The organism is Urechidicola sp. KH5, from assembly GCF_054661455.1.
Map to the genome: position 1 here is coordinate 1 of NZ_BAAFSW010000004.1, position 25,572 is coordinate 25,572.

A 25,572-nucleotide genomic window follows, 5' to 3' on the forward strand; every position below is an offset into this window, starting at 1 on the left:
GTTAAGTCTACCAGCGCAGATGGTACTGCCACTAGGTGGGAGAGTATGTCATCGCCTTTCTTTTTTAAAACCTTCAACAAATACGTTGAAGGTTTTTTTATGGGTAAAATTTACTCTTAATCTTCAATATTCTGTATTTTGCTTGTAAATACAATCAAAATGCAATCAAACAAATCAACTAGACGGAATTTTATTAAAACAACTGGTCTTGCAACTGCAGGTATTAGTGTTTTACCTCATTTATCTTATGGCACTAATTTGAGAAGAAAGGATAAACTTAAAGTAGGGGTAATAGGGGTTGGACTCAGAGGAACTTGGCATGTTAAGAATTTACTGAATAGAGATGATGTTGAAATAAGTGCTGTATGTGATATTGATGAAATCCGAATTGAAATAGTAAAAAAGATTTTTGATGAAAAAGGGTTACGTCAACCGAAGGTGTATGGTAAACATGAAACAGATTATAAGAACCTTCTAGATCTAGAGGAAGTAGATGCAGTGATTATTGCGACGCCATGGTTGTGGCATACTAGAATGTCAAAAGATAGCATGCGAGCTGGAAAATTTACAGGAGTTGAAGTTTCTGCGGCAAATACTTTAGAAGAGTGTTGGGACTTAGTAAATGTTCATGAAGAAACTGGAGCTCATTTAATGATTCTAGAGAATGTTAACTATCGCAGAGATGTGATGGCAGTTTTGAATATGGTACGTCAGAATGTATTTGGAGAATTGGTTCATTTTAGGTGTGGTTATCAACATGATTTACGATTTGTAAAATTGAATGACGGAAAGTCTGCATATGGAAGGGGCGTAGAATTCGGTGAGAAAGGAATATCTGAATCAAAATGGAGAACAGATCACTCTGTATTTCGAAATGGAGATGTTTATCCGACACATGGTATTGGACCTATAGCTGCTATGTGTGGTATAAATAGGGGGAATCGATTCTCATCAATCACTTCTAATGCTACAAAAGCTATTGGCTTACATAATTATATAGTTAAAAATGGTGGTGCGAATCACCCAAATGCTAAAGTGAAGTTTAAACAAGGGGACGTAATTACTTCTACTATTGAAACAACAAATGGAGAAACGATAATAGTAACTCATGATTGTAATTTACCAAGACCTTATTCTTTAGGTTTTCGCATTCAAGGAGCGAATGGATTATGGGAGGTAGATGGAAATAGAATGTATATAGAAGGAATATCAGAACCTCATAAATGGGATGCTGCAGATGAATGGTTGCAGAAATATGATCATCCCTTGTGGCAAAAATTTGGAACTCATGCTGAAGGCGCAGGTCATGGCGGAATGGACTTTTTCGTTATCAATGCTTTTGTTGAATGCGCAAAAGAGAATATAGCCCCACCTATGGATGCCTATGATGCGGCGGCATGGAGTGCGATAACCCCACTTTCTGAATTGTCTATAGAGAATAATGGTGAGCCACAAAACTTTCCTGATTTTACTCGTGGTATGTGGATTAAGAGAAAGCCTTATAATTGGATAAAAGATACCTACTAAGATGGCGGATATTATAATTAAAGCACCCGGAAGAATTTGTTTGTTTGGGGATCATCAAGATTATTTGGGTCTTCCCGTAATAGCATGTTCAATTGATAGATATATAACTTTAGAAGCTACTAAAACGGAGCGTAGAGAAATTAAAGTTTCTATGCCAGATATAAACTCAACAAGAACCTTTAATATAGATCAAGTTGTTGTTACAGAAAACGAAAGAGATTACTTTTCATCGGCATTGGTGGTTTTAAGTCGCTATAATTATGTTCCTAATACAGGTTATGATATTACGCTGTATGGCGATATACCTGTAAATGCTGGTTTATCTAGTTCGTCTGCAGTATTAGTAGCTTGGATTGCTTTTCTTTTAGAAGCTTTTGGTTGCTCTGAAAATGTCTCGCCAGAATTTATTGCTAAAATTGCATATACTGCGGAAGTGTTGGAATTTAATGCTCCTGGTGGGTTGATGGATCAGTATGCTATAAGTTTGGGAAGCTGTGTTCATTTAAATGCTGTTACCGGAAAACACACTTTTTTGAATGATGACATTCATACATTGGTTGTAGGCGCTTCTGGTGTTCCTAAGGAGACTTTAGGCGTATTGGGTCAATTAGGTACAATGGCCAAAACAAGTATAGCTCAAATACAATCTAAACATCCTAATTTTGATATAAAGAAGGCGACTCTTGAAGATTATGAAAAATTCGAACCTCTATTGGAAGAGGAATTAAAACCAATATTTTATGCCGCCATTAAGAATCATTTGATAACTCAAGAGGCGTTTAAATTAATGCAACAAGGTTCTATAGATGTAAATAGAATTGGAGAATTGATAGATGCACATCATTTTGAATTGAAGGAGCATCTTGGTATTACAGTACCGATTATTGATGCCATGATAGATGGAGCAAAAAATGCAGGAGCGTTAGGTGCCAAAATAGTTGGTTCTGGAGGTGGTGGATGTATTGTGGCTTTATGTAAGCCAATGAATACTGATGCAGTAATAAAGGCTATTAAAGCAGCAGGAGCAGCAGATGCTTATGCCATTAAAATTGAAAAAGGAGTACATACTTTATGATACATACGAATTTAGTAATACTAGCAGGAGGAGCATCTTCTCGCATGAAAAAACAATTACAATCTTCAGGAAATTTGAGTTCAGAAGAAGTGGCTCAAGCAAATACTAGAAGTAAAGGATTGATATCTATTGATGGGAGTGGAAGACCATTAATGGATTATTTGTTATATCACGCTCAAAAAGCTGGTTATAAAACTATTTACATAATTACCGGAGAAGATAATAGTTTGTTTAAGTCTTTTTATGGAGAAAAGAATTCTGGAAATATTTATAATGGATTAACAATTCATTTCGCTACTCAATTTATACCTAAAGACAGAGTTAAACCTTTTGGTACAGCTGATGCTTTGTGGCAGGCTATGGAGCAATATCCCGAGTTGAAAACCAAAGCATTTACTGTTTGTAATAGTGATAATTTATATAGCATTGAAGCACTTAAATTGATGAGAACTTCGGATTCAAACAATGCGCTCGTAAGTTATGATAGAGATGGGCTAAAATATAGTGCTGATCGCATAGCGAGATTTGCTTTGATGCAATTTAATCAATCTAATGAACTGATGGGTATAAAAGAAAAACCAACGGTTTTCGAAGTGGATAGCTACAGAGATTCATATGGAAAATTAAGAGTAAGTATGAATATATTTTCTTTTTATGGGGCTGAATTTTATGAATTTGTTAGAGATTGTGAAGTGCACCCGAAACGTAATGAAAAGGAATTGCCAAGTGCAATTATGGCCATGATTAGATCTGGAAAAGGTAAAGTGGAAGGAGTACCTTATTTTGGCCACGTTCCTGATTTAACTTCTAAAGATGATATTATTATTTTGAAAGAATATGTAGCAACAATTAATTTATCAAATTAGAATTTATGCAAATAAAAAAAACTACCTCTAATGTAACTCAGAAATAGTTTTTTAACTAACCAACTAAAATTTTTTTATCGTTTTTCAAAGACTACTTTTCGTTCAATATTTCCATCGGCGCTAAAGTCTATTAATTCAAATCTTTCTTCTTCAGTTTCTGTTATTTCCCATCGACCATTTACAACACTCATTTCATTATCTTCCCCAAAGTTTAGCCCTACTATTGGAGCGTCATTATATCTATAGCTTAACCAAGATCCGTATATATTTGAAGCGCCTGTTGGATTTGCTCTTACTTTACCGCTATCGTAGAATTTATATTTAAAGTGTTCGTAATCGCTTGTGAAATCTTCTGAATCTACTTCTAAATACGCGATTTTCCAATATCCTCCACTTGTTATGATTTCGTTGACTATATTTAGATGCTCGTCTTCACCTGGACAGTATTGAAATAAAAGCATCTCATTTTGCTCGTTGATTAAGGTAAGCTTGTTATTCTCTATGATGCTAATTTCCCATAATAATCTTAAGTGAGGATCATCTTCTATAAATATTTGAAGAATTTTTCTATTCTCGCTATTAACATAAATATCATAATTACCTTCAATATTTGATCCTTCAACTCGCATTTTAACCATATTATTGTCTAAGAATTCTAATGGAGTCGCTATAAAGTTTTGTCCTTCAGAATTCCCATTAACATGTAATCTTTGAATTCTCCATAAACATTCTTGCAAGATTTCATAAACATCGTCGATCGTATGATCTACGATTGCATCGCAATTCTTTTTTAATATAATTTTATTCCCATTAGGGGTGTAGAGTTTTATACGTTCGTTACCCAACTCTGCAACTTGCCATTCAAGGGTGAAATCTGGTAAGTTATCAAGATTTAAATTTAATACAACGCCTGAGCTACGTAAAAATGTAGTTTCCCAAGTACCCTGAATAATGGATCCATTGTTCTTACGTACCTTTACAGTACCATTCTCATTAAAGAGCATTAAGAACTCAAGGTATTCTGGTGTTTCATCGTTATTGTTTCGAACTACTCTTTTTACTTCCCAAGGACATGTTGTTAAGAGTTCATTTAATTCTTCTAAATCAAAATCATCATCACTATAATCATTGTCATCATCTTCGTCACAAAAATTTACAGCTCCTGCCAACACTTCCTCCAATTCCGACATAGAGTTAACTGTTACATCTGTGCCATCAGTGTAAATTAACTGAATAGGGAAATTAAGACTAATTACATCATCTGCATCGATTTCTTGCAAAAAGGCATGCATGTCTTCGTCGTTGTAAACGGTAACAGTGGTTGGCGTATTACTTCCTGTATCAAAAACAGAATAAACTAGGGGGTACGCAAAATCAACACACTCTATGTCTTCATCAGGTTGGTTTTCTCCATTGCCATCTTCCACTAATACCTCTAATTCATTAACATTGTTAATTGTAATCTCTTGGTGATTAATATTTCTTATGGTAATAGGAAATAAAAATTCTAAGTTATCATTATCATCATCAAACTCATCAAAAATTGATTCAACAACCTCAAATTCTTCCTCAGAATCAACAATAATCTCTAGGCCATTAGCAAATACGGTAACAGGAAGATTTACAGCAATAGAACTCGCGTTATCTAGAATGTTGTCATAAGAACCATCTAATAAAGAAGTTCTAAACATTAAATTAGCTATAGTAGAGTTCGCTTCTAATAAAGAATCTGGATCTTCTTGTAAAACTTCAACCGCTTCTTCCTGACAACTATTAAAACAGAATAGCAGTGCTATAAAAGGTATAAAGGTTAAAGTTTTAAAAACTGATTTCATTTTTTGATAATTTAAAATTGCATCATCCATGTTATATTTAGAACAATTGAGAGGCAAAAATTCCTACCCTAAATTAAAAAAAATTATATTTGAAAAAACGTCTAATTCAACTATGCCCAAAGACTTACAAAATTCTGTTTGCGAAGAGCATGTTTTTTCTTCATTATATCAAAAGTATGCAGAGCTGCTCGCGAAATTTTTATACTATAAATTCGGAAATGGTTTACCCATAGAAGACAAAGTGCAAGAAGCATTCATTAGGCTATGGGATAATTGTGCAAAAGTTTCAGTTGCTAAAGCTAAGAGTTTTTTGTTTACTGTAGCAAGTAATAGTTTACTTAATGAAATAAAGCACAAGAAGGTACAACTAAACTATACTAAACTACCTCAAAAATCGTACACAAATGAGAGTCCAGAATTTATTTTAGAGCAAGAGGAGTACTTAAAGAAATACCAACAAGCACTTTCTAAATTAACAGAAGGGCAGCGTGAAGTATTTTTAATGAATCGAGTAGAAGGGAAACGTCATAAAGAAATTGCTGACTTATTAAATATATCTACCAAAGCTGTAGAAAAGCGTTTGTACGGTGCGTTAAAAAAGATGAAAGATATACTTGAAATAAAAAATGATTAAAGGGGGGTAGGAATTTAAAACATTAGATTGTTTTATAGATAACAAATACATCATGGATAAAGAGACGTTAATAAAAAAATGGTTGAATTACGAGTTAACAACTCAAGAGCAAAAGCTTTTTGAGCAATTAGATGAGTATGATACATTAATGCAAATACACCATGGTGCACAATATTTTAAGGCACCTAAATTTAATAAAGAAAAAGGGTATCAAGCATTAAAATCTCAACTAGATGAAAACAAAGTGGCATCTGCAAAGATGAGAAGACTGAATCAGTGGATGAAGGTTGCCGCAGTGGTTGTGATTGGTTTTTTAACGTTTGCAATTATTGATTTTTCAGGGGCTACTACAGTTGAAACTTTAGCCAGTGAAAAAACGATAGTAATGCTTCCAGATAATTCTCAAGTACAACTAAATGCCCAGACGAGTATTACATATCACCCATCAAAATGGGAAGACCAACGAGCAATTCAACTTGATGGTGAAGCTTATTTTAAAGTAGCAAAAGGGGCTACTTTTGATGTTGCAACTACAGATGGTATTGTAACTGTAGTTGGTACAGAATTTAATATAAAACAACGCAAAGATTATTTTGAAGTAAAATGTTTTGAAGGGAAAGTTCAAGTTGGTTATCAAGATCAGCATTTTGAATTGACCAAGAGTAAAACGGTGCGGGTTGTAAATGGTCTCGTAACATCTGAAATTACAAATTTATTAGCTCCAACATGGATTAATAGTATAAGTTCATTTAAAAGTGTATCTTTAGCCGAAGTAATTGCCGAATTAGAACGTCAGTTTGATGTAACTGTTTCTTTTGATGAAGCTGCCAAAAATAAAAGGCAAGCTTTATTTACAGGAAGCTTTAATCATTCTGATATTGGCGATGCTTTAAACGCTATAACAATGCCTTTTGGATTAACATATACAATGGAAGCTTCTAAAATTGTGATACAACCGGTTGAATAAAAAACACTTTATACTATTAATTTTTTTAGTATGTTTTAATTTTCAAAAAAGTAGTAGTCAAGAACAAAAACCGGTACCCCTAATTGAAATTATTCATACTATATCATCCTCTTTTGGATATAGTTTTTCTTATGCAGATCAGGAAGTGATAGATGTAACTGTAAAATTACCTTCTGAATTGACTTCGGCAGATGCTATTATTGCTTTTTTACAGAATCATACGTCACTTGAATTTAAATATTTAAGTGCCAAAGAAGTAGTAATTGCACCTAAAATATTACGTCTTACGATTTGTGGGTATTTAGTAGATATTGAAACAAATAATCCAATAGAAAATGTTGTTGTAGAAACTAAAAATGGGATAATTGTTACTAATGAAAAAGGATACTTTAAAATTGAAAGTTTAACTTCCAATAGTTTTGTTTCCTTTAATCATATGGGATACAAATCGATTAATTATCCAGCCACTTATTTTGGAGATGGCAACTGTAAAACCATAGTGTTAATTCCTAAAGTAGAGCGACTTACAGAAATTTTTATTCGTAATTACATTGCAAAAAGTATTCAGAAGAAGGTTAATGGAAATTATGAGATTTCTTATAATTCTTTTGAGCTTTTGCCTGGGTTGATAGAACCTGACGTTTTACAAACGATACAAGCCTTACCAGGTATACAGAGTGTTGACGAAAGTGTTTCGAATATGAACATCAGAGGTGGTGCAAATGCAGAAATATTATTGCAATGGGACGGTATAAAAATGTACCAATCTGGTCACTTTTTTGGATTGATATCTGCTTTTAATCCGCATACAACCTATAGGGCAAGATTGATAAAAAATGGTTCTGACGCCTTTTTAAGTGACGGCGTTTCTGGGACGATACTAATGGAATCTTCTGATCGAGTTTCAAATACTTTTAAAGCTGGGGTAGGTATAAATATGATTAATGCGGATGCTTATGTTGTTTTGCCATTAGGCTCTAAATCATCTTTAGAGATTGGTAGTAGAAAATCAATTAACAATCTTTGGAAAACCCCAACCTATAAACAATACTTTGATAAAGCATTTCAAAATACGGAGATTACCTCTGAAAATGATTTGGTAATTACTTCTAATGATGAATTTTCATTTTACGATGTTAATGCTTCTTGGAATTATCAAATAAGTGATAAAGATTTTATAAAGGTTAGTGGTTTGCATTTTGACAATAATTTTGCATATTTAGAAAATGCAATTATAAGCGGGGAGTCAGAGTCAAAAGAAAGTAAGGCAGCTCAGCAAAATAGTGCTTTTTCTATTTTATATAATAGAAGCTGGTCTGAGGTGTTTAGCTCCAATATTCAAGTATATTCAAGTCTATACAAACTTTTCTCTACCAATCAAAATCTGTTAAATAATCAGCGCTTGATGCAAGAAAACGAAGTACAAGAAAACGCGATTAAACTGAAAACAGTATATAAATGGGAAGATGGATTAGATTGGTTAAATGGTTATGATTACACAGAAACAGGGATAACGAATATCCAAGATGTAGACAATCCTTTGTTTTATAGACGTATAAAAGAAGTGATTAGAACTCATGGGCTATGGAGTGCTTTAAAATATGTAAACCCATCATCTACTACTCATATTTATGGAGGCCTGCGTTTAAATTACATTGAGAAGTTTGCCACGTTTTTTCTGGAGCCAAGATTGCAAGTGAATCATAAAGTTAATAAAACTTTAAGTTTAGAGTTATTGGGTGAATTTAAAAATCAAACAACCTCTCAGGTAATTGAGTTTCAAGAAGACTTTTTAGGTGTTGAAAATCGAAGATGGATTTTATCTGATAATGATACGATACCAATTGTAAAAAGTAAGCAACTTTCTTTGGGTGTACATTATAAGAATAAGGGGTGGTTACTCAGCGCAGAACCTTATTTTAAGAAAGTTACTGGAATTACAAGTCAAAGTCAGGGTTTTCAAAATCAATTTCAATATTTAAAATCTGTAGGAGATTACAGTGCTTATGGTATTGATTTACTCGTAAACAAAAGATACCAGCAATTCAATGGATGGTTGAGTTATAGCTTTTCGGATAGTACCTATAAATTTGAAGCGTTTTCTCCCACTGAGTTCCCTACAAACTTTGATATTACCCATAGTATATCGAGTGGGTTAAATTACGAATATAAAAACTTTACATTGGCTACAGGGATTACTTGGCGCAATGGTAAACCTTATACTGTGCCAATTGATGAAGTGAACCTTTTGAATAATGAGGTCCAATTTGACAGGCCAAACAGTGAACGTTTAGAGCCTTATATGCGTTGGGATACATCTGCTCAATACAGATTAAATTTAGGAAAAGGCGCAAATGGAATAGTAGGTGTTTCTGTTTGGAATTTGTTGAATCAAGAGCATATAATCAATACTTACTACAGAAGTGCAGATGACAGTACAATAGATCAAGTAAATCAATACAGTTTAGGGTTAACTCCTAATGTAAGTCTTCGAGTGAACTTCTGATTTCAACAAAATGTTTTATAAAAAAAGCAGTAGCACCCTAACAACAAAAAGGTACCACTGCTATATTGGTTGTAATTAGTAGTTGATTATTTTAAAAGAGAATCATGGTTTTTAAAATACTTAATACTAGTAAAACAACCGTCTTTAAACACTGCGGTTAGTTAGTGTCCAGATATGCTTCCTCCAGAAGATTTAGATTTATTCAGAACTTTCGGGCTTCCATCATAGCTAATGCTACCACCACTAGAAGCGCTTGCTGTTAATTCTTCTGATACATTTACGCGAATACCAGCACCACTAGAGGCACCTACATCACTAATTTCGGTTTCTAAGTTTCGTGCATTAATGTGGCTACCACTAGAAGCGCTTCCATCAAAATTAGTTGCAGCTCCCTTTACATTAATATCTGCTCCAGAAGAAGAGCTACAGTTTACATTTTCTGCCTCAATCTCAATATTCATACTAGCGCCACTAGTACTACTTATGCGCAAGTTTTTGGCATCTATAGTGTTTTCTGACTTAATGTGTGCGCCACTAGTTGCTTTAAGACTGTTGATTTTTGGTGCTTTTACGTATACGTTTCTAGCTTTTGCTCTAGAAACATTTTTCTCGAAGTGAATTACCAAAATATCGTCTTTAACTTCTGTAACTAATAAATCGATAATATTTTCGTCTGCTTCAACAGTTAGGTCGACTTCTGAATCTTGGGTTAGATAAACGGTAATACCTTCGCTAGTTTTAATTCCTTCAAATTCTGCAGATATTTTACGATCTTCGGTAACTACATTTCTGTTACCTTGAATGCCAAATCCGTCGAACATACAAGATGTTGTACTAATTAAAAGTACCAAAAAGGCTGTAATTTTTGTTGTTGTTTTCATAATAGTGTTTGTTTTAGTTTGTGTAAAATTCGATTATTGATTTTTGGTTGGCCAAAATATGCTGCTCAATTGACGCATTTTATGGATGAATTGTTACGAGATCTTCATGCCGTTTTTATCTAAACTAATTTCTGTTGATTCTCCAGAAGTAGTGTTGATTTTTAGATTAAAGCTTTTATCGTCAATTTTTAGTTTTATGTGTTCATCTTCTAATACTTTGGTTGTGCTATCTGGGCAGTCTAAACAATCTAAATCTTCATTACCCATAATATAATAATGGTCTACCATATTTCTATCGTAAATGTTTTGTACATTATCTACATCGTCTAAATAATATTTAGTAGATCTGTCTAAATAAACATGATAACCTTCTGGCACATATATAATTACATCTACGTCTTCTTCAAATATGCTTTGAGATAAATAATCTTTTAAAAAGTAATTATTCAATTTTAAGTTCTTATTATCCAGTTTAAATTCATACTCTAATTTAGATGCATTGTCGTTTGCTATTTCAAAGTTTTTGCCTCTCGCAGATTTTCTAATCTTAACATAAGCATACTCTTGATCGCTTAATCGAATATCTACACTTACTTTTCTAGAGAACATTTTCTTAGTTTCGCTATCAAAATATACTTTGTTAATGCGATGGTCGTCATACCTAACAACGTTATCTTCATCTAGTTTTAACATACTAATATTTAAAGTATCTGTAGGTTCTATTGCTAGTTCATGTTTGGTAGTATTTATACCTGAATGACTGTATCTACTAGAAACATCTATGGTTGTAAAGATGATTCCTAATATAGATAGAATCCAAAGTGCTAATAGGGTTAACCCTGTTACTTTGCCAAATGACTTAGCATTATTAGATAAGATTTTTAATCCTAGCATAAACAGTACTATAAAAGGTACTGCTACTACTATAAAAGCACAGATTATTAATAACCAATAAGGCATTGTAGAGTCTATAAATCTTGGATGAATTCTCATAAATTCATTATCTATTCCTAGGTATTCAATACTACCCCAAGAGAAGAACCCTATTACCAGGCTAATTAGTGTAATAGCTGCGATAAATACAATTAATATTCCAATGAACTTTGCAAAAACTTTAAGTAAAGTAAGAATAACAGAGCCAACGGTATCTAGAAATTCTTGCAGTCCTGACTTAGCTTTTTTTTTGATGCCGGCGTTTTGAATTTTTTCGTTAATATCGTTAGCACCTTCTTTTACTTTTTCGGATACCGTATTAAACTCTTCACGAATTTTTTTTTCGATATTGTCTATGTTTACACGTTCTCCTTCCATTTCTAATTTTTCAGCAGTTGTTTTTGCCACTGGTAGTAAAATCCATAAAAGAGGGTATACGATAAATCCGAATCCAAATCCGAAGGCAAAGATTAACCATAAGATTCGCGACCAGATAGGTTCTATACCTACATAATGTGCAGTTCCGGCAGCAACACCTCCTAAGAATCTATCATCGCCATCTCTAAAAAGTTTTTTAGTAGCTCTGCTAGATTTTGGTCTGTAACCAGCTTTGTCGAATGTAGTTTCATCGTCTACATTGTAGTCTTCTGGTTGCCCCATAATATCTACAATTTCGTCAATATCTTGTTCGCTTACCACCTGACGCTCATCTACTACACGCTCAGCTAATAATTCACTAATTCGCGACTCGATATCTTTAATGATCTCTTCTTTACCTTGAGGGTCATCACTCAAAGATTTTCTAATGGCATTTAGGTACTTGGTAAGCTTGTGATAGGCATTTTCATCTATGTGAAAAAATAGTCCACCTAAATTTATGTTGATAGTTTTATTCATTTTGCTGATTTTTTTGATGTTACTACTTGTACGGCTGATACCAACTCATCCCAAGTTGTATTTAATTCTTTTAAAAATAATTTTCCTGTTTCTGTTAGGCCATAATATTTACGTGGTGGCCCAGATGTAGACTCTTCCCAACGATAGCTGAGTAAGCCAGCATTTTTTAAGCGCGTTAGTAAAGGGTAAACTGTACCTTCAACTACTAATAATTTGGCGTCTTTTAAATGGCCTAAGATTTCTGATGTATAGGCATCGCCATTTTTTAGTATAGATAAGATGCAGTACTCAAGTACCCCTTTACGCATCTGTGCTTTTGTATTTTCAATCTTCATAAGTTGTAATCTTTTTTACATTATTATTTCAAGAATTTTATAGTGAACGGGTACTTATAAAATTCTCCTTGATTAGCTTTTACTGCTGCAAGTAGCACAAGTACAAACCATGCGATACCCAAAACAGCGATTAAAGAAATACCTCCAAAAAATCCGAATAGGTTAGGTAGATCTAAAAAGAAGTTGTCTTCCCAATAACCAATATTGTTAATATTTCTAAAGAATGATACAATAAACATTGGTATAAATGCTAATCCGAGGATGAACGTATAAAGTAAATAGCTGATGTTAAAGTTTACAGCTTCTTTACCATGACGATCTAAAAACTCGCTTTGGTCTTTTTTAACCTGCCATAGAACTAATGGCAATACCACTCCCATAATTGGAAATACGATAGATGATAGTGCCGAAATATGGATTAAGAAAGCATTGTTTGTGTTAGTTTTTGTTTCCATTGTATGTTATACCTTTTAATTTACTATGCAAATATATATCTAAAAGAAGGTATTATGCAATACAAAGTACTATAGTTAACGAAAATTTAACATTTGAATTTTAGTGTATTAATTCTATTTTTAACTGTAAACATGTAGTCTTTAGCCATTTTTTAGAATAGAAAAAATAAAATAAAAAAAATGATTTTGTGAAATTTGTTGTACTTTGTATGAGTAAAAAAATGACAATATGCAGTTTACTCCATCTAAAATAAATTGGTTTTTAATGGCAAAATTACCTTCGGCATATCTAGCTGGAGTGCGTGTAAAAAGTGTAGATGATTCTATAGTTGTGGTTCGAGTGAAACACAAATGGATGAATCAAAATCCGTTTAAATCTATGTATTGGGCAGTGCAGGGTATGGCTTCTGAATTAACAACGGGTATGTTGGTAATGAGAGCAATCGCTGTATCTGGTAAACGTATTTCAATGTTGGTAACTGGCCAAAATGGAGCCTTCTATAAAAAAGCCACTGGAGTTATTTTATTTGATTGTCAAGATGCTGATGCTATAAACCAAGCGATAGCGGCAACTATTAAGTCTGGTGAAGGGCAGAAAATTAGCTTAACTTCAAAAGGAGTTAACGAGACAGGTGAAGTTGTTTCTGAATTTACCTACGAGTGGAGTATTAAACTGAAACAATAGAAATTATTCTTTCTCTGCTTCTCTAATATCTTTAACGAAATTTTCAAGTTGCACACCGTATTTAGATTGTTTGATTCTTTCTGATAAAGAATTATTTACAGTATCTAATAAGCTAATATGTGCATCGTACAATTCAGTTAATGCTAGGTAAGGTGCTACCTCGTTATCACCATTTTTAATAGCAAAGCTCGCTGTATAACGGTACCTGTTTTTAACTAAAGATTCTGATCGCTTATCTAATACAGCCGCTAAAGAATCATTATCTGCAGTCCTTGCATCGAAAGATTGTTTGATTAAATCAAGTCTTTTTTCACTAAACTGATCTATCATTTCTTTATATTCATCTAGTAAATCTTGGTGCGAAGAACCCTCAATAGTAGCTTTAGTCACAAATTTATCTAATCTTGTATTTACTTTAATGGTACTAGCTTCGCCAAAAAATTCAATTTGCTGCTGGCCATTTTTATCAATACTTAAAAAGAACAATTGTGGTTCTTTTAAATCATACGCTAAACGATAATTTTCTTTTCCTGATACAAAAATTGAATCTACAACTACCATTGTTGTATCTTGAAACTTTTGTAAATAAACAGTTCCTTTCTTTAATCCTTTAATGGTTCCTTCAACTACCATAGCACCTTTTTTCTCTGGGCTACATGCTACAACTACTGCACAAATACCAATTGCGAAAAGAAATTTTTTAATCATTTTGTGTATCATTTTTTAACGGCTACAAATATCGATTTTTTTCTGAGAAATGGAAATCTTCTAATTAGTTTATACCAATAGAAATTTATGTATTCTTCAAAAGATTAACTTACTGCTTTCATCATTAATGCACATGCGAATGCGCCATAAGTACCAATGGCATATCCTAAAACAGCCAATAAAACACCCACAGGCGCAAGTGATGGATGGAATGCGCCAGCAACAACGGGTGCAGAGGCAGCCCCTCCAATATTTGCTTTACTTCCTACAGCTAAGAAGAAATATGGTGCCTTAATAATTTTTGCAATTAAGAAAAGTAATCCAACATGAATGATCATCCAAACAAGACCAATTGCGAAAAGACTGATGTTTTCAATAATTGCATTTAGATTCATCTTCATTCCAATTGAAGCAACTAGTATATAGATAAACACTGTGCCTATTTTAGAAGCACCTGCTCCTTCATAAGATTTAATTTTGGTAAAAGATAAAAATATTCCAACAGTTGTGGCTGTAATAATTAACCAGAAAAATGAACTACCCAAGCCAAAATCTACAAGTGCAGAAACATTTTTTGTAATATATCCGCCAAGATTGTCTCCAACTAAATGACCTAAAGTTGTAACTCCAAAAGCGACTCCTAGTAAAATCATAAAATCAATAAATGATGGAATTCTAGCAGTCTCTATAGAGAATTTTTCCATTTTATTTTTAAGATTAGTAATGCTAGAATTATCTGCTTTCAGCCATTTATCTATTTTATCTGATTTGGCAACACCAATCAAAAGAAAAGCCATCCAAACCTCTGCAACTAATACGTCTACAACTGCCATAATACTAAATAAACTATCACTTACTTCCCATTGTTCTTTCATGGCTAATTGATTGGCACCTCCACCAATCCAGCTACCAGCGACTGTAGATAAACCTTTCCACAGTTCTGTACCTTCTACTTGAACTAAAATGTCTGGTGCCACAAACTTGAAAAATAAGATAGCAATCGGTCCACCAATCATTACGCCTATAGTAGCAGTTAAAAACATGATCAGCGCTTTAGAACCTAATTTAAATACTCCTTTTAAATCTATACTAAGTGTTAGTAATACTAATGAAGCAGGTAATAAAAATCTAGAAGAGACATAATACAGCTTGCTACCTCCAATAAACTGATTATATTCTGAACTAGCAATATTGTTAGAGACAATATACGCTTTAAGCGTGTCTAAATTATGAACCCCATCAAGATTTCCGTAAATGGCATTTAAATGCTGAATTGTTGAGTCTACATCAATCCATTTATCTGCAATAAGACCTAATGAGCTAAAAACAGAAGGAATAAAATAGCACAATAATAATGCTGGTACTACACTGTAGAACTTTTTAAAAGACTCAAGTTGAGATGAGTAAAATATTGCAGCAAGAATAACACAAAGAATACCGAAGATGGTTGTGTCTCCTGCAAATACGGGAATATTATTATTGATTTCTGTAATGCTCATAAATTGGCCGATTTAATTTGAGCAAATATAGTAAAAGAGGTGTCAATTAAAAGAGTTTGGCAACCCCAAGACCAAAAGTTATACTGTCGTAACTATCAATCCCAATATCCGTAGATAAAACACCTAAGAATTCCCAATTATTACCTAAATGAAAAGGAGCTTCAAGACCAAATCGAACAACTGGAAAATCTTCATGTTTAGATAACTCCATTCCACCACCTGCAAGAAACGCTAAATGTTTAAATGGCATATAGGTTACCATGGCTGCAATAGAAATTGGACGTTGACGAATAACACGTTCGCCACTGTCATGAGTGTGAGAAAGATCTATATTTTCTACAATAATATCATTGTGTAGACCAATAGCCCATTTATGGGAAATATTAAAATTATAATTCAAACCAAATGAAGGTGTTGCAATCCAATTACTGCCATTGGCATTTTCTCTAGCAGAATTTATATTGGTATGACTGACCACAAAAGATATGGTGTGTCTTTTTAATTCGTGCTCTTCTGTTTCATGTTTGTCAGTAATATGCACATTATTTTCATCATGTTGTGCGCAAATAGGCAATACTTGAAAAATTAGCAGGAAACTGAAAAATAATTGAAGACGACTCAAAATAATTGTAATGGTTTCTTCAAAAATAATAATGAAATTTTTGGTTGAGGCCTATTCCGTAGATTTTTTCTTTGGGGCTCTGTTGGCATCTTTTAGGCATTGATTTAGCATCCACTCAATCTGGCCATTGGTAGATCTAAACTCATCTGCAGCCCATTTTTCTATGGCTTTGAGCATTTCTTCATTTAATCTAAGGGCAAATGCCTTTTTCTTCGCCATCCTTATTTTTTTTCCTTTATGGTAATCATAATTAATGTACCTATACTAATACATAATGATGGTCCTAATGCGACTCCTAATGCAATATTGTCAAATACCACACCGAATGTTGTGCTGATTCCCGAACCAATGGCAATGCCAATTGCAATTCCAAAAGCGTCTTTATTATGCGTTTTATCCATCATAACTCATTTCTGTATTGTAATTGGCAATAGTTCTTTTGAGGTCTTCTTCTTTATGGGTACCTAATAATAAAAACCTACCATTTTTTAATTGTAATCTTAATGCGGTTGTACCTCCTAAATATATACTTGTTCCTTTTTTGCCAAAAAGGCATTTGTCATATCCATATTTAGCTAATCGCTTTTTACCTTTTTTTTCCAAAATTTCAATGGTATCAATTTCGCTCCAGGTAATCAATTTGTTTTTAGATTGATTTGGAGGGAATCTGTAACTGATTCCTTTTTCGTCTATTCTAGTTTTCAGTTTCATAAACTTAAAAAGACCAAATACCAAAAAGCCAACAACTAGAATTAATAACATTGCCCAAAATTTACTTGAATTAACTTCTGGGAAACCTTCGTCAGAAGTAGCAAAAGGAATTATAGCACCTATTAATGGTGTAATAGCTAATATTAAAATACCTTTATTATTAAATCGTTGTTCTTCTATAAATACTTTCATTGGGTATCGGATTTTTCTCTTTCTAAGACAGCTTTTATTATACCTCTGTGGTTAAAAACATTAATTACATTCCAACCAGTTTTTGAATAACTATTTAATAGTGCTTCAAAATCTTCATCTTTTTTTATTGTGGTTGGTTTCTGTCTAATTAACTTATATTCTTTCATAGTATTTAATATTTTAGATTTGGTTTATTAAAATACTATAATCTTATTTCATATTCAATTTACTCAGAGAATTATTGAGGCGATGGCCATCAACAATTCTAAAATCAAAAATATCATAGTAATTTTGCAATTTTAGTTTGTGGTTTTTTCTAATACAGCTTTTGTTATGGTGCCTCCAGCTTCGTATCCAATACTTATTACTCTCCAACCATTTCTAGCTTCGGCATTTAATTTGTCCTGGAAAGAAGCTTCTTTTTTAAATATACCTCTCGATAAAATTTTATACTGTGTCATTTGTTTAGTGGCTTAAGGTTCCGGCGTTTACAACTGGAGCTGCTTCTTTGTCTGAACAAAGAATTACCATTAAATTACTTACCATTGCAGCTTTACGTTCTTCGTCTAATTCAACAATTTCTTTTTTGTTTAATTCATCTAAAGCCATCTCTACCATGCTCACAGCACCTTCAACAATTTTGTGTCTTGCAGCAATAATTGCGGTAGCTTGCTGTCTTTTTAACATAGCATTGGCGATTTCTTGTGCATAAGCTAAGTAACCAATTCGAGCTTCAAGCACCTCAATACCTGCCATAGATAGTCTTTCAGCTAATTCTTCTTCGAGAGCATCGCTAACCTCATTAACTGAAGCGCGTAAAGTGATTTCTTCTGCATGACCTTCGTCTTCAAAGTTGTCATATGGGTATAAACTCGCTAATTTTCTTACCGCAGCGTCAGATTGCACGCGCACAAAGTTTTCATAATTATCTACATCAAATGCGGCTTTATAAGTGTCTTTTACTTTCCAAACCAAGATGGTACTTATCATAATCGGGTTACCAAGTTTATCATTAACCTTAACTCGTTCACTATCAAAGTTGCTCGCACGCAAAGAAATTTTGCGCTTTCTGTAGAAAGGGTTTACCCAAAAGAATCCGTTTTCTTTTACCGTACCCTTATACTTACCGAAAAGCAATAATACTTTTGAGGTGTTTGGGGCAACAATAAAAAAACCAGATAGGGTAATGAAAAATGCAAAAATTCCTGGGATAATCATAAAAGGATTTTGCTGAATTGCTCCAAAAACAATCATAGCAATAAATACAAATAACATAAGTAGCATTACATAGCCACTTCTTGCTGTTCTAATTTTCTCTTGTTCCATAGTGTGTAGTTAAAGTGATATTAAAATGATATCACAAATATATTAAAATATTTTATTTATTTCCAAATAAATAGATGAATTTATTTTTATTTTAGCTAAAAATACCAGTCATGAAGAGCACTAGAATATTATTCGTTACACTTTTGATTTTGCTCGTTTTACCTTTAACTTCTTTTACAAGGTGGGGGCAAACAGGGCACAGAGTAGTGGGTGAAATTGCGGAGGAGCATTTATCTAATAGGGCTAAAAAACAAATTAAGAAATTACTTAAAGGGAAAAGTTTAGCATTTGTGTCTACCTATGCTGATGAGATTAAATCAGACAAAAAGTACAATGATTATTATACTTGGCATTACATTAATATGGACATGGATCAGACTTATGCCGAAGCAGAAAAGAATCCTAAAGGTGATTTGGTAACTGGTATTGCCAAATGTAAAAAAGTAATGTTAGATCCGAACACTTCTGATGAGGATAAGGCTTTTCACTTGAAAATGTTGGTGCATCTTATTGGAGATTTACATCAACCAATGCACATTGGATTGAAAGAAGATAAAGGTGGAAATGAATTTAAAGTGCAATGGTTTTATAAAGATTCTAATTTACACAGAGTTTGGGATAGTGATATGTTGGATGGATTTAATATGGGATATTTAGAATTAGCTAAAAACGCCGATCAACTTACTAAGCAGCAAATAGCAGCAATACAAAAAGGCACTGTAATAGAATGGGTAGATGAGGTACATCAGTTGACAAAAGAGGTTTATGAATCTGCAGAATCTAGAGAAAATCTTAGATATAGATATTCTTATGAATATTTAGAAGTAGCAAGAAAACAATTGCAAATAGGAGGGTTACGACTCGCAAAAGTCCTAAACGATATCTATAAATGAAAAAACACCCTTTTACTTTTTTAAAAGAGTGTTTTAAATATATAAAGCTTAGTTATTAGTTGTTGTCTTCTATTTTTTTAGTAAGGTTAAACCCTACGTATAACCCAATACCAGCTGTTAAGAAAATGGTGCCAGGGTAGGCTACATCTTGATCTAGCCCCAATATATCGTGTAAAATAGCAGCAACAAATATTCCCACACCAATACCCATTAATAATACCGCAATATTTAATAATAATACTTTCCAAATAGGTGCTGTACGACGCTTACCTTGATTAAATATTTCTGCACCAATACCTTTTTCAATTAAGGCCATACGTTCTTTGTTTCTTGTAGAAAAATATAAATAAACAATACCAAAAAATACTCCGAAAATTATTGGTAATACAATTACTTCTGATCCCATAATGTCTGTTTTAAATGATTAATGATTTGTGATTCGCTATTATGACGATAGGATAGAAGTATAGGTTACAAGAAAAGTAAAAAAAAACACCTATTTATGGCAATCGCTTTAAATTCAATGTGTTTGCCTTCAAATGAGTGTTATATTTTTTCGGGAGTATGCACAATCGAATGCATCTTCTCCATTACTTTTAAATGTACTTTATTATTTTGAAGCACCATTTCAATTCATTCTAAATCTACAATTTTATATGCTATTGGTAGCATCATGGCTATGTATAAATAGAATAGAAAGAAAGAGTACTTGTTATCTTAAGAAGTATGGTTTGCTATTGTTAAATCAACTTTTACATGAACCCCAAAAAGGTTCTTCAAATTGATAGAAAAATTGAAAATTATTTTATGATTCTTAGTTTTTTAATCTATTATCTCCTTCAAAAAGGGTGTATTATTTTACAATATAGGCCTTAATAATATAATCTAGTTTTGGATAATTCTCTTTCAAAAAAGCGTTCCCCTTTGTGTATATTTCTTCTTGTTGGTCGGCTGGTTTGCCACCGTAATCTGAGTACAACTTGTAAAGTGTATCTGCTCCATCAGTAACCTTAGCAACAACAGGAAAGCCCTTAACACCGTTATAATCTAGATCATCCAACCGATTATTGTTTTTCATATTCACAAAAATCTGAGTGGTTCTGGATTCTACACCTCCTCTTGCAAATGATATAGTTAATGAGTCGTTACTTTCTAAAACTGGTTCATCCGGAATTTTATAAGCCTCCCACTTTTTATTCACTTCTGGATTACCATGAATACCAAATTGAATTACAAAATTGGGTAGTACTCTGAAAAAGACAACGTCCGTATAAAATTCATTTTTAATAAGTTGATACAATCTGTCTACAGCTTCAGGAGATAAAGAGCGTTGAGCAACAATGTCAAACGAACCTTGTGTGGTTTCAAATCGAGCCTTGAAAGAAGCAGGCGCCTCTTGTTGCGTCCATTTATCTTTAAATAATTTAGAGCTGCATGCTGTTATTAGAATTAAAGTGAATAAAGTAAATACGAGTTGTTTTTTCATAAAATAAAAATACTGCGAGTTTTTATTATTTTAACTTAAATTGTTTAATTTCTTTAAACGGATTTAAATCTAAAGACTCCATGTTTTTTTGATAGCTTGGCCAATCACTTTCAAAGAACTCATTAGTTGTTATTAATACTTTTTCTAAGGCCTCTTTGGCCTGTTTTATTAGCATTTCTTCAGTCGCTGTGATACCGTGTTGTCTAGAAGACACATAACTCATTGCAGTTGAAATACGTTGATTTACATTAACGTACGGATCTTTAGTAATACCTTGACGCTTATCTTCTTTGCCAATGTATAGAGCTAAAATAGAATCTATTTGTTTTATTATATCTTTTGACGAGTTGATTTGCTCTTTGAATTTTTCTTTGTCAATTTCTTTTAACTTTTTAGTAAAGTCATTAGCAATAGTTTTGCTCTCCACCAGTTGTTTAACTGCATCCGCACCTGTTTGTCGTAATAATTCAACTTGTTTGTAAGCATTATAAACCGAGGCTATATCGTCTGAGTTTTTTTGTAATCTTGGATCTTCTTTTACTACTATTGTTGTTTCAGAAGTGTGCGATCCAAAGGTCAATACGGCTTTGTAGGAACCTGCTTTTACTTTCGTGCCTCCTGATTCGGAATTTTGTTTTGAAATAGTTCTAGACATGCGATCGCCTCCTTTTTCATCTAAATACCAAGTGAATTTTTGAATACCACTTTCTTTCGGAGCTTTACGTTTTAAGGTTCGAATCAATAAGTCTTTATTGTATATTTCAAGTGTTATAGAATCCAATTTGCTTTTAGCTTCTTTTTCTTCGGAGGTTTTATTTTCTTTAGTTGGAACATTAATGAAATAAGAAAAATGTGCGCCACTTTTTTTGTTTTCTCCTTGATACATTGCATCAGCCCCAAACCTGCTGCCAGTTGGCTGTTGATAAGCTGCTTTATAAGCAGTTGGTGGTTTGAAGAGCGTTAGAGGTTCATCTGTAATTGATGTACTATCAGCGAGTGCACGTAATGGCCTAATATCATCAATAACCCAAGCAGCTCTTCCAAAAGTACCTATGACTAAATCGTGTTCTCTTGGGTGAATCACTAAATCTTTTACAGGAACTGTTGGGAAACCTTCAGTCCATTTTTGCCATGTTTCCCCCGCATTTAAAGTCATATAAAGTCCGTCATCTGTTCCTAAAAACATAAGATTTGATGCTATAGGATCTTCAATAATTGATAGTGCAAAACTTTCTACATCCTCTGAATCAACTAGACGTTCCCAAGACTTACCATAATTTTTTGTTCGAAATACATAAGCTTCATAATTAAACCTTCTATAATCATTGGCAACCAATAGCGCCTCGCCTTTATTTTTATTTGAAGCTTTTATTTGAGTTACCCAAGCACCCTCTGGCAGGCCTTTTATATTTTTAGTTACTTCTTTCCAGTTTCCACCTTCGTTTTGTGTAATATGCACTTTGCCATCATCTGTTCCAACCCATAGCATATTACTTTCAATAGGAGAGGGCTCTATTACTAAAATAGAGCAATGGTTTTCTGCACCAGTAGCATCCATGGTTAAACCTCCACTTTCGTGTTGCATTTGTTTTTCAGGGTCATTTGATGTTAAATCTGGAGAAATAATAGTCCAAGTTTCTCCTTTATCTGTTGATTTATGAACAAACTGAGAACCAAAATATATGGTACTATTGTTTTGAGGATGAATATTAATGGCTGAATTCCAATTAAAACGCAATTTTATATTTGGGTCAGGGTGATTTGGTTTTACACTATAATTATTGCCAGTTTTATGATCATATCTTACAACATACCCTTGTTGACTCATAGACCAACCATATCTTGAATTATCTCGATCAGGAATAACATCAAAACCGTCACCAAAACTTATTTCTTGCCAATAAGAGTTGCGAATGCCTTGTGCTTTCCATACATGTGCAGGACCACGCCAAGAACCATTATCCTGCATACCTCCATAAACATTATAAGGATATTCATTATCTATATTAATATGATAGAATTGCGCCACAGGAATATTGCCAATAAAGCGCCAAGTTTTACCGCCATCTTTTGTTATATTTAGACCACCGTCATTGCCATCAATCATAAACTTTCCATTAGTTGGATGAATCCACCAAGCATGATGATCAGGGTGAACACCGTTGTTTACATTGTAAGCAGGCATTAGCAAAGAAAAACTTTTACCTCCATCTTCACTAACATTAACATAGGTGTATATAGAGTACAATCGATTTTCATTGGTTGGATCAACATAAATTTCTGAATAATAGAATGGACGATTTCCAATTCCTTTTGAGCCTCTTCCACTAGAGGTGTTATTTACCATTTTCCATCTAGATCCACCGTCAGAACTTTTATAAAGCGCATTTTTCTTGGCCTCAACAATTGCATAAATTGTATTTGGTTCACTCGGCGCTATAGCCACACCAATTCTACCTAATTCGCCTTTTGGAAATCCATCTTCTTCAGTCATTTTTTTCCAAGTATCCCCGCCATCATATGTTATGTGCAATCCAGAACCTTTTCCTCCAGATTTAAAAAACCAAGGTTCACGATAATGTTCCCACATCGCAGCAATTAATTTGTTTGGATTTTTTGGGTCCATTATTAAATCTGCCACACCCGTTTTTGGGTTTGCGTAAAGTATTTTATTCCATGTTACACCTCCATCTGTAGTTTTATAAACCCCTCTTTCTTCATGAATACCCCATGGAGATCCTATGGCACCTGCATAAACAATATTTGGATTAGTAGGGTCAATTACCACTCTATGAATATGACGTGTTTTTTTAAGCCCCATTGATTTCCATGACTTGCCGCCATCAATAGATTTAAAAATACCGTAGCCCCCATTTAAGCTATTTCTTGGATTCCCCTCTCCCGTACCAACCCATATTACACTTGGATTAGACTGTTGAATTGCTACAGCACCTATAGAAGCCGTAATCTCATTGTCAAAAATTGGTTCCCAAGTTATGCCACCGGAATTCGATTTCCAAAGTCCACCAGAGGCTGTACCAACATACATTATGTCGGTATTAGATTCTACAACATCAATGGCTGTTATTCTTCCTGACATTCCGCTAGGACCAATATTGCGAGGGGCCATATTTTTTAATAGATCCATTGATATTTCTTGAGCTGAAAGCCCGATTACACTTAACAAAGTGATATAGAAATAAATTTTTTTCATTTCGAATGAATTAAGATTTAGTGTATTTGATGGTATATGTTTGAATGCTGCCGTCTTTTTGGTGTAAGTCTACTGAAACATTCATATGATTTTCATCGATTAATTCGAATGTCATACCTTCAAAAATCGCCTTATTAGGATGAATTTCTAAAATAGGAAAATCAATAGTCTCTAATTTAGTTTCCCATCCTGCTAGATCTTTGTTAAAATGCTTTAATTGAAGGACTAACGAATTACCAAATTCTCTGATGATTTCAAGTTCATAAAACTGAACCTTTTCATTTACAACTAATTTAAAACTCGCCATCATGGAGTCTCCCATTGGGGCACTCCAGTTTTCTTCGACAACACCACCAAATGCCTCTCCAATCCAATTACCTTGAATCCATGATACATCTTCTATTACTACATTAATAGGATTACTTTCGGCCACCACAGCTATTTTTTTTCCATCAGGACTAACGGCCAATCTTGTAATATTTTTAATGCCAAACTCAGAAAGTAATTGCGATTTAACCCATTTGGTATCATTCTTAAAATGACGTTGATACAAAATACTACCATCAGCCATTAGAAGTGTGTTATTTGGAGTGACCGTAAAATCTTGACTTAGTCCTTTTACTTTAGTTATTACGGTATCACTCTTGGTGCTAGAATCATATAGATTGATAGTAGCTGGTTTTGATGTTGCATTTATGTAGAATAGTCCTTTTCCATTTTTTATAGGGTTTAGTGATCTGCCAATAGAAGAAATGATTTGTGTGTGCTTATTCGTTTTTGTATTCGTCTCGTAAAGCGCTAAGCCATCGTTTTCAAGTATAGCTGTGTAAACAATGTAGTCATTAATCCATGTGTGATATCCTACAACTAAATCGTCAATAATTATGTTTTCATCAGCATGCATTAAACTGTAAGAAACAAGTTTCTGACTATTGTCTAAGCCTTGTTTTATAGCCGAAACTGCATTTTGATTTGGTATTTTGGTAGGGGAGAACTCAGAACTTTTTGTACTTGACAACCAACTACGCTCTTTTGTTTTTACATTATAAACGGCGATATCCGTTTGATTTTCTCTAGTACTGCTATAAACTAAAGTTGAATTATCAATAAATTGAGGTTGATTATCGTATCCAGGATTGTTAGAAATATTGATAGGATTTGAAAGTTCATAGACTTCGTTTTTAATTGTTAAATCAAATAAATACACATCCGTTTCTTGTGCTGAAAGTAAATAAGTGCAAAGAAACAGAGCAATAGAGAAGTATCTTTTCATAGTGGATATGTTTCTATAAAAATAGAAAAAATCCCATTAGCGAGCGCTAATG

The 25,572-nt window shown here is 33.4% G+C and carries 26 protein-coding genes; 8 read left to right on the forward strand and 18 right to left on the reverse strand.

The window, feature by feature from the left end; genetic code table 11:
• Window positions 1-159: 159 nt before the first annotated feature.
• From ACYQ5R_RS11015 to ACYQ5R_RS11025, 3 genes are read left to right on the forward strand one after another with little or no spacing between them, the layout of a single operon-like run.
• On the forward strand, window positions 160-1,527 hold the full coding sequence (locus ACYQ5R_RS11015; RefSeq protein ID WP_460191005.1) for a Gfo/Idh/MocA family protein: 1,368 nt from the start codon (window positions 160-162) through the stop codon (window positions 1,525-1,527).
• Window position 1,528: 1 nt separating this feature from the next.
• A complete protein-coding gene (locus ACYQ5R_RS11020) occupies window positions 1,529-2,602 on the forward strand; it encodes a mevalonate kinase family protein (RefSeq protein ID WP_460191006.1) in 1,074 nt (357 codons plus the stop codon).
• On the forward strand, window positions 2,599-3,468 hold the full coding sequence (locus ACYQ5R_RS11025) for a sugar phosphate nucleotidyltransferase (RefSeq protein ID WP_460191007.1): 870 nt from the start codon (window positions 2,599-2,601) through the stop codon (window positions 3,466-3,468). The genes ACYQ5R_RS11020 and ACYQ5R_RS11025 overlap by 4 nt, the downstream gene beginning before the upstream one ends.
• A 74-nt stretch (window positions 3,469-3,542) precedes the next feature.
• Here the strand turns inward: ACYQ5R_RS11025 and ACYQ5R_RS11030 are convergent, their stop codons facing one another.
• The gene (locus ACYQ5R_RS11030) at window positions 3,543-5,303 is read right to left on the reverse strand and encodes a hypothetical protein (RefSeq protein WP_460191008.1); all 1,761 of its coding nucleotides are present in this window, start codon (window positions 5,301-5,303) and stop codon (window positions 3,543-3,545) included.
• A gap of 112 nt (window positions 5,304-5,415) precedes the next feature.
• Between ACYQ5R_RS11030 and ACYQ5R_RS11035 the strand changes: the two genes are divergently transcribed.
• Genes ACYQ5R_RS11035 through ACYQ5R_RS11045 form a run of 3 tightly spaced genes read left to right on the forward strand, consistent with a single transcriptional unit; the run spans window position 5,416 to window position 9,410 of the window.
• On the forward strand, window positions 5,416-5,937 hold the full coding sequence (locus ACYQ5R_RS11035; protein WP_460191009.1) for an RNA polymerase sigma factor: 522 nt from the start codon (window positions 5,416-5,418) through the stop codon (window positions 5,935-5,937).
• A gap of 52 nt (window positions 5,938-5,989) precedes the next feature.
• Entirely contained in the window at window positions 5,990-6,904 is a 915-nt protein-coding gene (locus ACYQ5R_RS11040) for a FecR family protein (protein ID WP_460191010.1), read from the forward strand.
• Window positions 6,897-9,410: a TonB-dependent receptor gene (locus ACYQ5R_RS11045; protein ID WP_460191011.1), complete on the forward strand. Its 2,514-nt coding sequence runs from the start codon at window positions 6,897-6,899 to the stop codon at window positions 9,408-9,410. The genes ACYQ5R_RS11040 and ACYQ5R_RS11045 overlap by 8 nt, the downstream gene beginning before the upstream one ends.
• Window positions 9,411-9,571: 161 nt before the next feature.
• On the opposite strand, the gene ACYQ5R_RS11050 is transcribed toward ACYQ5R_RS11045, so the two are convergent.
• From ACYQ5R_RS11050 to ACYQ5R_RS11065, 4 genes are all read right to left on the reverse strand, one after another.
• Window positions 9,572-10,291, reverse strand: coding sequence for a head GIN domain-containing protein (locus tag ACYQ5R_RS11050; RefSeq protein ID WP_460191012.1), 720 nt, complete (start codon window positions 10,289-10,291; stop codon window positions 9,572-9,574).
• 93 nt (window positions 10,292-10,384) lie between these two features.
• Window positions 10,385-12,121 carry a PspC domain-containing protein gene (locus ACYQ5R_RS11055; RefSeq protein ID WP_460191013.1) on the reverse strand — a complete coding sequence of 579 codons (1,737 nt, stop codon included), beginning with the start codon at window positions 12,119-12,121 and terminating at the stop codon, window positions 10,385-10,387.
• Window positions 12,118-12,456: a PadR family transcriptional regulator gene (locus ACYQ5R_RS11060; protein WP_460191014.1), complete on the reverse strand. Its 339-nt coding sequence runs from the start codon at window positions 12,454-12,456 to the stop codon at window positions 12,118-12,120. Before ACYQ5R_RS11060 ends, ACYQ5R_RS11055 begins: the two co-directional genes overlap by 4 nt.
• Window positions 12,457-12,479: 23 nt before the next feature.
• The gene (locus ACYQ5R_RS11065) at window positions 12,480-12,911 is read right to left on the reverse strand and encodes a DUF4870 domain-containing protein (RefSeq protein WP_460191015.1); all 432 of its coding nucleotides are present in this window, start codon (window positions 12,909-12,911) and stop codon (window positions 12,480-12,482) included.
• Between the two features lie 265 nt (window positions 12,912-13,176).
• Between ACYQ5R_RS11065 and ACYQ5R_RS11070 the strand changes: the two genes are divergently transcribed.
• Entirely contained in the window at window positions 13,177-13,596 is a 420-nt protein-coding gene (locus ACYQ5R_RS11070; RefSeq protein ID WP_460191016.1) for a DUF4442 domain-containing protein, read from the forward strand.
• Window positions 13,597-13,599: 3 nt separating this feature from the next.
• Here ACYQ5R_RS11070 and ACYQ5R_RS11075 read toward each other — a convergent pair whose 3' ends face one another.
• The 9 genes from ACYQ5R_RS11075 to ACYQ5R_RS11115 all read right to left on the reverse strand — a co-directional run bounded on the left by ACYQ5R_RS11075 (window position 13,600) and on the right by ACYQ5R_RS11115 (window position 18,654).
• Window positions 13,600-14,304, reverse strand: a complete 705-nt coding sequence (locus ACYQ5R_RS11075) for a DUF4369 domain-containing protein (RefSeq protein WP_460191017.1) — start codon at window positions 14,302-14,304, stop codon at window positions 13,600-13,602.
• A 104-nt stretch (window positions 14,305-14,408) separates the two neighbouring features.
• Entirely contained in the window at window positions 14,409-15,803 is a 1,395-nt protein-coding gene (locus ACYQ5R_RS11080) for a DUF819 family protein (protein WP_460191018.1), read from the reverse strand.
• A gap of 46 nt (window positions 15,804-15,849) precedes the next feature.
• The gene (locus tag ACYQ5R_RS11085; RefSeq protein WP_460191019.1) at window positions 15,850-16,377 is read right to left on the reverse strand and encodes a hypothetical protein; all 528 of its coding nucleotides are present in this window, start codon (window positions 16,375-16,377) and stop codon (window positions 15,850-15,852) included.
• A 99-nt stretch (window positions 16,378-16,476) separates the two neighbouring features.
• The gene (locus ACYQ5R_RS11090) at window positions 16,477-16,644 is read right to left on the reverse strand and encodes a type II toxin-antitoxin system antitoxin (protein ID WP_460191020.1); all 168 of its coding nucleotides are present in this window, start codon (window positions 16,642-16,644) and stop codon (window positions 16,477-16,479) included.
• A 2-nt stretch (window positions 16,645-16,646) separates the two neighbouring features.
• Entirely contained in the window at window positions 16,647-16,829 is a 183-nt protein-coding gene (locus tag ACYQ5R_RS11095) for a hypothetical protein (protein WP_460191021.1), read from the reverse strand.
• Window positions 16,819-17,328, reverse strand: coding sequence for a hypothetical protein (locus ACYQ5R_RS11100; protein WP_460191022.1), 510 nt, complete (start codon window positions 17,326-17,328; stop codon window positions 16,819-16,821). Before ACYQ5R_RS11100 ends, ACYQ5R_RS11095 begins: the two co-directional genes overlap by 11 nt.
• Entirely contained in the window at window positions 17,325-17,495 is a 171-nt protein-coding gene (locus tag ACYQ5R_RS11105; RefSeq protein WP_460191023.1) for a hypothetical protein, read from the reverse strand. The genes ACYQ5R_RS11100 and ACYQ5R_RS11105 overlap by 4 nt, the downstream gene beginning before the upstream one ends.
• 132 nt (window positions 17,496-17,627) lie before the next feature.
• Window positions 17,628-17,789, reverse strand: coding sequence for a hypothetical protein (locus tag ACYQ5R_RS11110; protein WP_460191024.1), 162 nt, complete (start codon window positions 17,787-17,789; stop codon window positions 17,628-17,630).
• 4 nt (window positions 17,790-17,793) lie between these two features.
• Entirely contained in the window at window positions 17,794-18,654 is an 861-nt protein-coding gene (locus ACYQ5R_RS11115; protein WP_460191025.1) for an SPFH domain-containing protein, read from the reverse strand.
• Window positions 18,655-18,764: 110 nt separating this feature from the next.
• Between ACYQ5R_RS11115 and ACYQ5R_RS11120 the strand changes: the two genes are divergently transcribed.
• Complete coding sequence (locus ACYQ5R_RS11120; RefSeq protein WP_460191026.1) at window positions 18,765-19,547, forward strand: S1/P1 nuclease; 783 nt, start codon at window positions 18,765-18,767, stop codon at window positions 19,545-19,547.
• A gap of 55 nt (window positions 19,548-19,602) precedes the next feature.
• On the opposite strand, the gene ACYQ5R_RS11125 is transcribed toward ACYQ5R_RS11120, so the two are convergent.
• The 4 genes from ACYQ5R_RS11125 to ACYQ5R_RS11140 form a co-directional block, all read right to left on the reverse strand.
• A complete protein-coding gene (locus ACYQ5R_RS11125; protein WP_460191027.1) occupies window positions 19,603-19,953 on the reverse strand; it encodes a DUF6249 domain-containing protein in 351 nt (116 codons plus the stop codon).
• A gap of 447 nt (window positions 19,954-20,400) precedes the next feature.
• On the reverse strand, window positions 20,401-21,033 hold the full coding sequence (locus tag ACYQ5R_RS11130; RefSeq protein WP_460191028.1) for a peptidylprolyl isomerase: 633 nt from the start codon (window positions 21,031-21,033) through the stop codon (window positions 20,401-20,403).
• Window positions 21,034-21,058: 25 nt separating this feature from the next.
• Window positions 21,059-24,247 (reverse strand): WD40/YVTN/BNR-like repeat-containing protein, encoded by a 3,189-nt coding sequence (locus ACYQ5R_RS11135; protein ID WP_460191029.1) that lies wholly within the window; start codon window positions 24,245-24,247, stop codon window positions 21,059-21,061.
• A 10-nt stretch (window positions 24,248-24,257) separates the two neighbouring features.
• Entirely contained in the window at window positions 24,258-25,520 is a 1,263-nt protein-coding gene (locus ACYQ5R_RS11140) for a DUF6265 family protein (protein WP_460191030.1), read from the reverse strand.
• Window positions 25,521-25,572 lie beyond the last annotated feature (52 nt).

Coding starts and splice junctions, on each gene's coding strand:
- ACYQ5R_RS11050 (WP_460191012.1), bottom strand. CDS start 10,291: ATGAAAACAACAACAAAAATTACAGCCTTTTTGGTACTTTTAATTAGT.
- ACYQ5R_RS11100 (WP_460191022.1), bottom strand. CDS start 17,328: ATGAAAGTATTTATAGAAGAACAACGATTTAATAATAAAGGTATTTTA.
- ACYQ5R_RS11065 (WP_460191015.1), bottom strand. CDS start 12,911: ATGGAAACAAAAACTAACACAAACAATGCTTTCTTAATCCATATTTCG.
- ACYQ5R_RS11035 (WP_460191009.1), top strand. CDS start 5,416: ATGCCCAAAGACTTACAAAATTCTGTTTGCGAAGAGCATGTTTTTTCT.
- ACYQ5R_RS11055 (WP_460191013.1), bottom strand. CDS start 12,121: ATGAATAAAACTATCAACATAAATTTAGGTGGACTATTTTTTCACATA.
- ACYQ5R_RS11080 (WP_460191018.1), bottom strand. CDS start 15,803: ATGAGCATTACAGAAATCAATAATAATATTCCCGTATTTGCAGGAGAC.
- ACYQ5R_RS11025 (WP_460191007.1), top strand. CDS start 2,599: ATGATACATACGAATTTAGTAATACTAGCAGGAGGAGCATCTTCTCGC.
- ACYQ5R_RS11095 (WP_460191021.1), bottom strand. CDS start 16,829: ATGATGGATAAAACGCATAATAAAGACGCTTTTGGAATTGCAATTGGC.
- ACYQ5R_RS11130 (WP_460191028.1), bottom strand. CDS start 21,033: ATGAAAAAACAACTCGTATTTACTTTATTCACTTTAATTCTAATAACA.
- ACYQ5R_RS11125 (WP_460191027.1), bottom strand. CDS start 19,953: ATGGGATCAGAAGTAATTGTATTACCAATAATTTTCGGAGTATTTTTT.
- ACYQ5R_RS11120 (WP_460191026.1), top strand. CDS start 18,765: ATGAAGAGCACTAGAATATTATTCGTTACACTTTTGATTTTGCTCGTT.
- ACYQ5R_RS11090 (WP_460191020.1), bottom strand. CDS start 16,644: ATGGCGAAGAAAAAGGCATTTGCCCTTAGATTAAATGAAGAAATGCTC.
- ACYQ5R_RS11140 (WP_460191030.1), bottom strand. CDS start 25,520: ATGAAAAGATACTTCTCTATTGCTCTGTTTCTTTGCACTTATTTACTT.
- ACYQ5R_RS11030 (WP_460191008.1), bottom strand. CDS start 5,303: ATGAAATCAGTTTTTAAAACTTTAACCTTTATACCTTTTATAGCACTG.
- ACYQ5R_RS11015 (WP_460191005.1), top strand. CDS start 160: ATGCAATCAAACAAATCAACTAGACGGAATTTTATTAAAACAACTGGT.
- ACYQ5R_RS11135 (WP_460191029.1), bottom strand. CDS start 24,247: ATGAAAAAAATTTATTTCTATATCACTTTGTTAAGTGTAATCGGGCTT.
- ACYQ5R_RS11070 (WP_460191016.1), top strand. CDS start 13,177: ATGGCAAAATTACCTTCGGCATATCTAGCTGGAGTGCGTGTAAAAAGT.
- ACYQ5R_RS11075 (WP_460191017.1), bottom strand. CDS start 14,304: ATGATTAAAAAATTTCTTTTCGCAATTGGTATTTGTGCAGTAGTTGTA.
- ACYQ5R_RS11040 (WP_460191010.1), top strand. CDS start 5,990: ATGGATAAAGAGACGTTAATAAAAAAATGGTTGAATTACGAGTTAACA.
- ACYQ5R_RS11020 (WP_460191006.1), top strand. CDS start 1,529: ATGGCGGATATTATAATTAAAGCACCCGGAAGAATTTGTTTGTTTGGG.
- ACYQ5R_RS11105 (WP_460191023.1), bottom strand. CDS start 17,495: ATGAAAGAATATAAGTTAATTAGACAGAAACCAACCACAATAAAAAAA.
- ACYQ5R_RS11060 (WP_460191014.1), bottom strand. CDS start 12,456: ATGAAGATTGAAAATACAAAAGCACAGATGCGTAAAGGGGTACTTGAG.
- ACYQ5R_RS11110 (WP_460191024.1), bottom strand. CDS start 17,789: ATGACACAGTATAAAATTTTATCGAGAGGTATATTTAAAAAAGAAGCT.
- ACYQ5R_RS11115 (WP_460191025.1), bottom strand. CDS start 18,654: ATGGAACAAGAGAAAATTAGAACAGCAAGAAGTGGCTATGTAATGCTA.